Origin of the sequence: Microcoleus sp. PH2017_28_MFU_U_A, from assembly GCF_020738035.1 — a bacterium.
Lineage (GTDB): Bacteria > Cyanobacteriota > Cyanobacteriia > Cyanobacteriales > Microcoleaceae > Microcoleus.
In genome coordinates, this window is sequence record NZ_JAEQCX010000195.1 from 1 (window position 1) to 7,103 (window position 7,103).

Annotated in this window: 8 protein-coding genes; 4 read left to right on the forward strand and 4 right to left on the reverse strand. The window is 45.2% G+C overall.

Annotated elements, in window-relative coordinates:
• Positions 1-289: 289 nt before the first annotated feature.
• From hpsJ-A to rfbB, 4 genes are all read right to left on the reverse strand, one after another.
• Positions 290-967 carry an HpsJ-like protein, cyanoexosortase A-associated gene (gene hpsJ-A / locus JGK14_RS33215; protein WP_293181666.1) on the reverse strand — a complete coding sequence of 226 codons (678 nt, stop codon included), beginning with the start codon at positions 965-967 and terminating at the stop codon, positions 290-292.
• A gap of 189 nt (positions 968-1,156) precedes the next feature.
• Complete coding sequence (locus JGK14_RS33220) at positions 1,157-1,825, reverse strand: cyanoexosortase A system-associated protein (protein ID WP_293193709.1); 669 nt, start codon at positions 1,823-1,825, stop codon at positions 1,157-1,159.
• Between the two features lie 8 nt (positions 1,826-1,833).
• Positions 1,834-2,676 carry a cyanoexosortase A gene (gene crtA, locus JGK14_RS33225; RefSeq protein ID WP_293181662.1) on the reverse strand — a complete coding sequence of 281 codons (843 nt, stop codon included), beginning with the start codon at positions 2,674-2,676 and terminating at the stop codon, positions 1,834-1,836.
• Between the two features lie 255 nt (positions 2,677-2,931).
• Positions 2,932-4,038, reverse strand: coding sequence for a dTDP-glucose 4,6-dehydratase (gene rfbB / locus JGK14_RS33230; protein WP_293323645.1), 1,107 nt, complete (start codon positions 4,036-4,038; stop codon positions 2,932-2,934).
• Between the two features lie 494 nt (positions 4,039-4,532).
• Here rfbB and JGK14_RS33235 point away from each other — a divergent pair, with 494 nt between their 5' ends.
• The 4 genes from JGK14_RS33235 (at position 4,533) to JGK14_RS33250 (ending at position 6,938) form a co-directional block, all read left to right on the forward strand.
• Positions 4,533-5,021, forward strand: a complete 489-nt coding sequence (locus JGK14_RS33235) for a hypothetical protein (protein WP_293181658.1) — start codon at positions 4,533-4,535, stop codon at positions 5,019-5,021.
• A gap of 99 nt (positions 5,022-5,120) precedes the next feature.
• Positions 5,121-5,318 (forward strand): hypothetical protein, encoded by a 198-nt coding sequence (locus tag JGK14_RS33240; protein ID WP_293181656.1) that lies wholly within the window; start codon positions 5,121-5,123, stop codon positions 5,316-5,318.
• Between the two features lie 27 nt (positions 5,319-5,345).
• On the forward strand, positions 5,346-5,951 hold the full coding sequence (locus JGK14_RS33245; RefSeq protein ID WP_293181654.1) for a DUF1517 domain-containing protein: 606 nt from the start codon (positions 5,346-5,348) through the stop codon (positions 5,949-5,951).
• 96 nt (positions 5,952-6,047) lie between these two features.
• A complete protein-coding gene (locus tag JGK14_RS33250) occupies positions 6,048-6,938 on the forward strand; it encodes a hypothetical protein (protein WP_325315977.1) in 891 nt (296 codons plus the stop codon).
• Positions 6,939-7,103 lie beyond the last annotated feature (165 nt).

Here is a 7,103-nt window from a genome sequence, read left to right on the forward strand (position 1 = left end):
TATTCCAACCTTAGCAGAACTTGCGAGTGAAAAAGCTACCCACAATTGAGCAACAATGGGTAGATTTGTCCAAGAATCAAGTTACAGTTTCTAGCCCCCTTAAAAAAGGTGGGGACAAGTATCCGAGCAAAGTCCCCCTTCTTAAACGGGATTTAGCAGGGTCAAAGAGTGGCTCGCGTCTGGGACAATAAAACTACCCTGCTTCAGAAGGGGGATGCGAGGGGAATGTGGACTCGGATAAAAGCGAGATGATTCAATCGTTTCAGACTTAAGTTGAGACCAATACTTACTACCTAGCCCAGTCAGTACCGCGCCATATCGTGAAAAACAAGACGCTAGAAATCAACGCGCCCAGCAGCCACTTAACAGCATTTTTAAATAACCCCATGCGCTGATTTGACTGCACCGTGGCCCTTTGCGCCTGCAAGCGTTCCTTAGCCGGAGTAATTCTCGAAAGAATTTGGCTTTTCAATTCCTGCGGGTTTTGCGTATTCGCTTGCACTCCCAAACGGCTAAGTTCCCCAGCCAAAGTCTTTAAATCTTCAGGAGTACCCTTATTCAGCCGTTCTTCTACTTGCTGCAATTGAGCTAATTGTTGGTCGGCTTGAGTAGTAATTTGCTTGTCGTTTTGGTTGTTGACATAGATAGTGCCAAAAATTCCCAAGGGCATCATCAACAGAAAAATCACCGCCAGCAGCAGACAAACCCAAGACAAAACTTTCAAAAGAATGTTTTCCAAACTTCTGCGGTCATATCCTTCGCCAAAAAATATCAGCGCCATTGCCAATAGAGGAACTGGCACCCGTTCCACTACAGCGCCAATTGTCTGCAATTCCCAGACGCGATTGCCAAAATTTGCTGGTATCAAAACTGCGATCGTATCTAATAAAGATAGAATTAATAGACCGTAGCCAATCCAACGCAACCTGTAGATAGAAAAACCTTGCTCGCCTTGTACGTCATTCATAACATCATCACAGTTGTTGTTAACAAAAACAATCTCTCTCGATCCGCTAAAAAACGGATACAAGCTACAGATTGAAGTAGTCGAGTCTCCACATTTTAGACCAAAGTTAGAGTTCCTAGATTCATCTGCTATTGTAAATCTAAAATCTAAAATCTAAAATCTAAAATCTAAAATCTAAAATCGACTGACTTAAGGTTCGGGAAATCGCGGCTGCCACCACCCATACCAAGAAACCCAAGCATTTTCTAACACTTTTTGGGCATTTTCTGGAGTTGTTTTATCCAAAGGCACAGACATCTGAGTCCACAAACATCGCCGATCTTGAATATTTCCCCTACCCAACAGCCAAAACAAAACCCGGTTTGGCTGCCAATCGCGAGTGTTGCGATTGTATCTAAACTGTTCGGCAGTGACTGTAGCACTGCCGCGAGGATTGATACACGAACTCAAATACAATCGATTTTGCTGTTGCAAAATTCCGTGAAACCCCGCGCCTTGAGTGTTTGCTAATGTTAGTTTACCAGGAGACGACTTCAGAATAGTATGTCCCTTCATCATACTTTCCACATCCCCGATGGTGCCTACCACATAGCGCATCTCTATTTCTAGAGCAATGTTACTTTTTTGATATTCATACTTTCTGGCAGCCTTGACTTCTGAAGTATCGCTAATTTTCAGCGGCGCGCTGTTTTGTAGTTTCCACTCTGCTAGAGGCACCGTAGAGGGAAAGTCAAACTGGGTTGCAGAATTATTGCCTTTCGAGGGATAGAATGTCAATTTGCCTGCGACTAATAAAACCCCTGCAAGAGTAACAGCCAAAAGAGAAATCCTAACTGGTTTCCAATAGGTAATAGCCATTATTAATTTTATTGCTCCTGATTTTGTGGTTCGTTTTTTAAGATGGCAAACCAGCAGAATAACCCGAAAATTAATACAGCAATCATCGAAAAGACTACCGAACCATTTCCTTCGTGCCAGTATTTAAATGCTTGGGGTTGAGATAACGATACTAGCACTGCCATGAGAGAAACTCGGGCGGCATTAACTACAAATGCAATCAGGACTGCAACGATCGGCACTAGAATTTTCTGCCCCACAGTTGTCGGAAACATCAGCAAGAAAACCAGGGCTAGTCCTAACAATTGTAGAATTGCATTCACCCCCGAACAGCCGTGATATACTTCGACGCTGCCCTTTTCTAGGATGAGAAAAACTCCTTTGCGTTGAACTTCAAATCCTATATAGTGCAGGATAAAAGTTGAAACTTTTGCTGTGTATAGAGCTACATCAACAAATACTCCGATTAATCCGGGAGGAATAGCTGTATAGGCAAGAATTAGCAGTTCCTGCGAATATTGTTTCAGTCCTTTTGTGCCGGAAGCTAGCAAGGCCAGACTTATTCCTGTCAAGAAAGGCGAAGCCCTGATAAAAAAGTCGTATCCAAATATCGAAGAACTTTTGAGCAAGATGAAAGCAATTAACGATGCCCCAAAGAAACTGGCGAAAATTCCACTTTCAAAGGTTAAGGATTCGTGCCTTTCCCAAATGAGAAATGCTACAACTCCCCAAAACAGTAACATTGTGCCAAATAGGTCTGTGTCGTTGGTTCTGGAAGTCAGAGTCAGTTGCACGGCAATCAAACCGGAGGCGATGCCTAACAGCCAGTATTTCGGTTCTTGGATGTGTTTTAGCCAGTTGATTTCGGTCATTGCTGCTTTCTGTTTTTACTAAAAAATTTTAAAATGCTTAATTCGATCGCTCTTTTGAAATTATCAGCTACAAACAGTTGGTTTTATGGGCTATGGATGAAGTTTAACTAAATCTTCACATACATTGACAATTGTCAATGTATGTGATAAATGCAAAAGTCATTGTTGGTCGTTATTTGTTAGTTGTTAAGTATTAGGTGTTAATTACTGGTTTTAATAACTAATAACGAATAACCAATAACGAATAACCAATAACTAATTAGCGTATATCTTGCTGTAGTAAGTTTGATATTCCTCGGAAAGCAGGGGTTCCCACCACTCGCGATGGGCTAAGTACCATTCCACGGTCTGCCGCAAACCTTCTTCAACTGTGACTGAGGGAGTCCAACCTAACTCTGTTTTAATTTTGTTGGCATCAATAGCATAACGCCGATCGTGCCCAGCTCGATCTTTGACAAATGAGATCAGTTGTTCGCAAGGACGCGCGGGCAAATCAGCAGCTAATTCGTCCATTAGTTGGCAGAGCATTTTGACTAAATCGAGATTTTTTACCTCGTTATTGCCACCAACATTGTAGGTTTCTCCGGGCTGGCCGCGGTTGATAACGGCATCTAAGGCGCGGCAGTGGTCGAGCACGAACAGCCAATCTCGCACGTTTTGACCGTCGCCGTATACTGGCAGCGGTTTGCCCAATAGCATATTGATGCACATTAATGGAATCAGCTTTTCGGGGAAGTGATAGGGGCCGTAATTGTTGGAACAGTTGGTGATAATTGTCGGCAGCCCGTAGGTGTGGAAATAGGCGCGGGCGAGGTGGTCGCTGCCAGCTTTGGAGGCTGAGTAGGGACTGTTGGGGGAGTAGGCGGTTGTTTCGGTAAATGCTGGGTCGTCGGGGCCGAGACTGCCGTAAACTTCGTCGGTAGAAACGTGGAGGAAGCGCATTTGTGATTTCACAGACGAATCATCAATTGCTTCCCAATGCTTGCGGAAGGCTTCTAAGAGTGTGAAGGTGCCGACTACGTTGGTTTGAACGAAGGCGCCAGGCCCGATAATCGATCGGTCAACGTGAGATTCTGCGGCAAAGTGAGCGACTGTGTTGATGTTTTCTTCTTTCAGCAAGGTATCGACTAGGGTACGATCGCAAATATCTCCCTGCACAAACCGAAAATTTTCTCCGCCTTCCAAACTTGCCAGGGTTTGTCTGTTGCCGGCGTAGGTTAAAGCGTCGAGTACGACTACTCGATCGCCCGGATAGCTGCTGCACCAGTGATGCACAAAATTCGAGCCGATAAATCCAGCCCCGCCCGTCACCAACAATCGATGAGGATCTCGCTCAATGCCTTGATTCCCGCTGTTTGTCATAAAAATAAAAGTTTTTCCAATAACTAAGCCTTTTCAAAAGTAGCCTTAAAAGTAGTTTTTCATCAAGTGTGGGTCGCCCTGTGATTAAAATTTCTATGGTCTCATATCATTTCCGGTTGCACTCCTTATGATATAAAGGAGACGGCAGTGCCGTGTCCCTACCGTGATTAATCGTAGGGACACGGCAGTGCCGTGTCCTAATTTCCGTTAATAATTCCGATGCAACCGGAAACGATATCACTTCAGATTTTCTAATTTGGGCGCGATCGCAATATTGACTCGGTTGACTTTAATTTATAACGGTTTGTTTGTCAAAACGCTTGCTAAACAGTGGTTTCAGCTTTTTTGCCTGGCAACTTTAAATTTCAATGGCGATGGGGAGATGTTGGCAGTTGCGATCGATCTGTGATTTTGGTGGCGATCGCCTGTTGATAGATTTGTAAAGAGCTGTTACCATTTATTTTTTAATTATCCTTTACAATCTCCAGAGCACCATGAAGAAGTTTCAAGTGTTAGCTGGCATTGCTTCCACCGTTGCGATCGCGAGCAGCATCGCCATAGGTGACCCTGCATCTGCTTTCCCCTGTTCCTACAAAAAATCTGGGGCTGCTCAATCTGGTTCTGGGCCAACAATCGTGGGTTCCGGCGGCTCGGATCGAATGAATCCGTGGAAATCCAACAAAACAGTAGCTCTCGGTTTCCTAGGCTTGGCTGGGATTTTGGGTGGAGGTGCGGCCTACATGAGCTACCGCGCCGGTCAGCGCGCCTCTGCTGCTTGCGATGCGATGAGCGATAATTTTGAAGTTTTTGAAGAGTCGCTAGATCCGATCGCAGATACAGGTGTAGCTGAGCCAGCAGATGCGGTTGCAGGCGTTCGCGAACACCCGGAAGCTCCGGGCGGCGAGCTGGATTTGCCCGTAGCGCAAGTTGCCGAGGTGAGTTCGGAAAGTGCGATCGAGCCAGTCGAAAGTGCGATCGTCTAATAGTTATCTCCAACCAAAGTATTCGCTCAGCAAGCCTCCAATTTTGCCAGATTGGAGGTTTTTTGATTTTAAATTATCGACGGCTACAATTTGCTTTGATTGCGATCGAAACACAGCTTTCCGATCGCAGATCGATCGAGAGCGCGCAATTCGATCGTCGGATTCAAAAATGCTATAAATTTAGATGACTCAAAGCAAGACAGCACGCTACCTTTGGCGATCGCTAAAAATACTCTTCAGATCAATCTGAGGGTAGACGGCAAAAGTTCCAATCGCCTGCTACGGTTTAAAATATAGCCCTACAGATGACAACTATAGGTTTTTATGAATGCTTGGCGCGATCGATTCAATCAATTTACAGGTAAAACTAGACTGGCAGTTTGCCGCGTGTTCGTTCAGCTAACAGGCGAAGAAGTTGCACCGCTGTTAGGAGTTCTCAACCGCACCGCCAGAGAAGGAATTAATGGCGATGGTGACTTAGCAATTTTAGGAGAAGGTCTTGTAGAAATTTGCAATCACCTGTTACAGTACGATAACTACTGGCAAGCCGCCGCTAATGAAGGCGATGTTTTTTGGGATGAAGGCGAAGCTGGCGATTATGTGGATGAAATTTTCACTGATTCAGCCGATCGCTATCTCAGCGAGCCTCAATACAGCACTTCTGTTTCCGATAAAAATTCCCCCTTGTCTTTGCCAGTAACTAGAAATGTGGTGGTGATGCTGACAGTCGCCTATGAAGGCGAAGTTCCGGCTCTCGAAACTGACCTCGCTGATATCGGCGCCCTGAAAGTCGGTTTAAAAGCACTGATTAATTTACATTACCAAGAAAGGCTGCGAGCTGTGCAAGTTCACTTTTCTCCCGCGCAGTTGGGAGACGAACTTACTAACGACCAAGTTTTGGTAAATTTCCCCGAACTCATTCCCCTTTAAGGAAGTCATTAGTCATTAGTTATTAGTCAGTGGTTATTTGTTGGTTATTATAATAATCCATGCCCATGCCCAATTACCAATTACCAAATATTATTTATGCTGCGAAAACTGACAATTTATTTAATGACTTTAACTTTCTTGTGGACGGCAACTGCCTGCGGTTCTCCTACGCCAGAAACTCCTGTAAATGCTCCTGCAAATCCTGCTGCAAATAGGAATGTAAACACGGTGCGTCCTGCACCAAACAATAACTTGGCTCAAGGTCAATATCCCGTACAGCAAGCTACCTACGACGATTCGGATGGCGAATACAGTTTGATGTTGCTAAATACTCCCCCCGGCAGTACCCCAGTTTACCGCACTACCGATTTGCAAATGGCTCGATTAACGGAGGAAGAAATATCGGCAGGGAAGAAAAGTTATCTAAGTCTGGATAACAATAAAGCGAGCTTGCATTTGACAGAAGATTTTAAAATTGAGTACGTTCACAACGTTACTGAAACTGTTAACAATTCTCAAACAGGTCAGCAGGAAATGGTGGTAGTTCGGCAGCAATCAGGCTTCTGGGCGCCGTTTGCAGGGGCTTTGGCGGGTCAGGCGATCGGCAGTTTGTTATTTACACCGCGATATTATATGCCGCCTCTGTATCAGCCGGGGATTATGACAGGATATGGCGGGTATGGCAATACTTACGTCCAAGCTGTTAACCAATATCAAACTCGCTACCAAGCCCCGCCTGCTGCGGTGAGAAACCGTGAAGTTTTAAGGACGACCGGCCGCTTGCGATCGCCCACATCGAACGTACCAGCAAGACGCCCAGCACAGCCAGGAGCCAATCGATCGACTGGTTCTGGTTACGGCGGCAGCGATTTGAGGCGATCGCAGCCCGGTCAAAATCAAAACAGGCGCAGTCCTAGTTTTGGTAGCGGGAGGAGTTCTCGCCAACCGAGTCGAAATCGTTCTTTCGGAAGCGGCAGAAGGCGCTGATCAAAGAGATTGCAAACATCCGTGGCGATCGCACAATTGCTGAATCATTCCTGCACCTTAAAAAAGGGGCGTTGCTGAATCAGGGTATGAGACGAGAAAAAATGCGAGATTGGAGCCGAAAATGATTTCTGGGATTTTGATTGGGAATTGGAACATCTCCAAATT

Excerpts from the sequence above, each read along its gene's own strand:
- hpsJ-A (WP_293181666.1), bottom strand. The coding sequence starts at position 967 with ATGAATGACGTACAAGGCGAGCAAGGTTTTTCTATCTACAGGTTGCGT.
- JGK14_RS33220 (WP_293193709.1), bottom strand. The coding sequence starts at position 1,825 with ATGGCTATTACCTATTGGAAACCAGTTAGGATTTCTCTTTTGGCTGTT.
- crtA (WP_293181662.1), bottom strand. The coding sequence starts at position 2,676 with ATGACCGAAATCAACTGGCTAAAACACATCCAAGAACCGAAATACTGG.
- rfbB (WP_293323645.1), bottom strand. The coding sequence starts at position 4,038 with ATGACAAACAGCGGGAATCAAGGCATTGAGCGAGATCCTCATCGATTG.
- JGK14_RS33235 (WP_293181658.1), top strand. The coding sequence starts at position 4,533 with ATGAAGAAGTTTCAAGTGTTAGCTGGCATTGCTTCCACCGTTGCGATC.
- JGK14_RS33245 (WP_293181654.1), top strand. The coding sequence starts at position 5,346 with ATGAATGCTTGGCGCGATCGATTCAATCAATTTACAGGTAAAACTAGA.
- JGK14_RS33250 (WP_325315977.1), top strand. The coding sequence starts at position 6,048 with ATGCTGCGAAAACTGACAATTTATTTAATGACTTTAACTTTCTTGTGG.